Genomic DNA, 1581 nt, shown 5'->3' with positions numbered 1-1581 from the left:
GGAACACAGCCAGATTTTTGTTGATTTTGAAAAAAATAAAAAGAAAAGAAGTTTTAAAAGAAAAATGGTGCTGGGCATAACACCCAACACCAAGTTTGTCTACAGTCTGATATGATTATGTAGATAATCATATACCAATGTTTGATAATATGTATGCTAAGCGTTTAAAAGCATACAAGCAGATTGGATATGAGCTTGCTTGTGGTTTACAAATTGGCAAACAGACAGTTAATGCAATATACGATTGGGACAATTATAGTACATATTATCATAAAGATTTACTTGGTGCGAATAACAATATAATCATTTCAAGTCCTGTAATTAGTGGACCTAAATTCTATGATCTGATTAATCTTCTAAAGGAAAAACAGATGTCAGGAGTTCAGATTACAATAGTAACATGGGCACCTGATTCCTATAGATTTGGAGATGCAGCATATTGGATGCAGTTACATGAAGACATGCGTCAATCAGGTTTTTATATTAAAACAGTAGAAGAATCATGTGAACGATTTGCTGTTATTGATCAGGAAGTTGTCTGGTATGGAAATATTAATCTTTTGGCCAAGGATAAGGTTGATGACAGTATTATGAGGGTCCTGAGTAAAGAGATAGCCAGTGAATTGATGGAAATTACATTTGGAGATAATGGTTGAGCTGAATAGGACTAAAACATATGGATTCCATAAGATGTAAGAGTAACATTCATGAGAATATAGAAAGGAACACTTTTATGAGCAAAGAATTACAGATAAGAAATAGCACTGTGGATTTTCTAGTTTTTACTCGAGATGCAGGAGAAGACGGAATAGAAGTCAGGGTTCAGAATGGCGATGTATGGCTTACGCAGAAAGCAATTTCACAGCTTTTTGATGTAGATAGAAGTGTGATTACAAAACATCTGAGCAATATTTTTAAAGAGGGAGAATTAGATGAAAATTCAACTTGTGCAAATTTTGCACAAGTTGCCGATAATGGAAAAACATACAAATATAAATTTTATTCATTAGCAGCTATTATTGCTGTGGGGTATCGAATTAATTCAGAACGGGCAACGCAGTTCAGGACATGGGCAACCAAAGTGTTGGATACATTTACAAAGCAGGGTTATGTTCTTGATAAAAGCAGATTGATTAATGGACAGATTTTCGACGAAGATTATTTTGAGCATCTTATTGCTGAGATTCAGGAAATCAGAGCAAGTGTGAGAAGATTTTACCAGAAAATCACAGATATATATGCAACAGCAGTTGATTATGATAAGAATTCACAGGTGACGAGAGAGTTTTATGCAACAGTACAGAATAAGATGCATTATGCAGTTCATGGAAATACAGCGGCAGAAGTGATAGTGGCAAGAGCTGATCATAATAAGGAACATATGGGACTTAAATCATGGAAAAATGCGCCGGATGGTAAAATAGTAAAAACAGATGTGTCAATTGCAAAAAACTACTTAGGAAAAGAAGAACGTAAGCGCCAAATATTCCTGCGGATTTTCTAATCTTCTGGATTCCTCTATAATTGTAGATGAAAGATATTTAGACTATTTCACTACAATCATGGAGGATAGGTTATGGC

The 1581-nt window shown here is 34.6% G+C and carries 2 protein-coding genes; both read left to right on the top strand.

Features of this window, described 5'->3' with window-relative positions:
• Positions 1-137: 137 nt before the first annotated feature.
• On the top strand, positions 138-656 hold the full coding sequence (locus ACTQ50_RS19560) for a hypothetical protein (protein ID WP_441485549.1): 519 nt from the start codon (positions 138-140) through the stop codon (positions 654-656).
• A gap of 77 nt (positions 657-733) precedes the next feature.
• Complete coding sequence (gene rhuM, locus ACTQ50_RS19555) at positions 734-1504, top strand: RhuM family protein (RefSeq protein ID WP_441485548.1); 771 nt, start codon at positions 734-736, stop codon at positions 1502-1504.
• The last annotated feature ends 77 nt before the right edge of the window (positions 1505-1581 follow it).

This window comes from Blautia sp. Sow4_E7, assembly GCF_052116245.1.
GTDB lineage: Bacteria > Bacillota > Clostridia > Lachnospirales > Lachnospiraceae > Blautia_A.
Note: the sequence above shows the minus strand (reverse complement) of the source record. Positions and strands in the feature narration are given on the sequence as shown.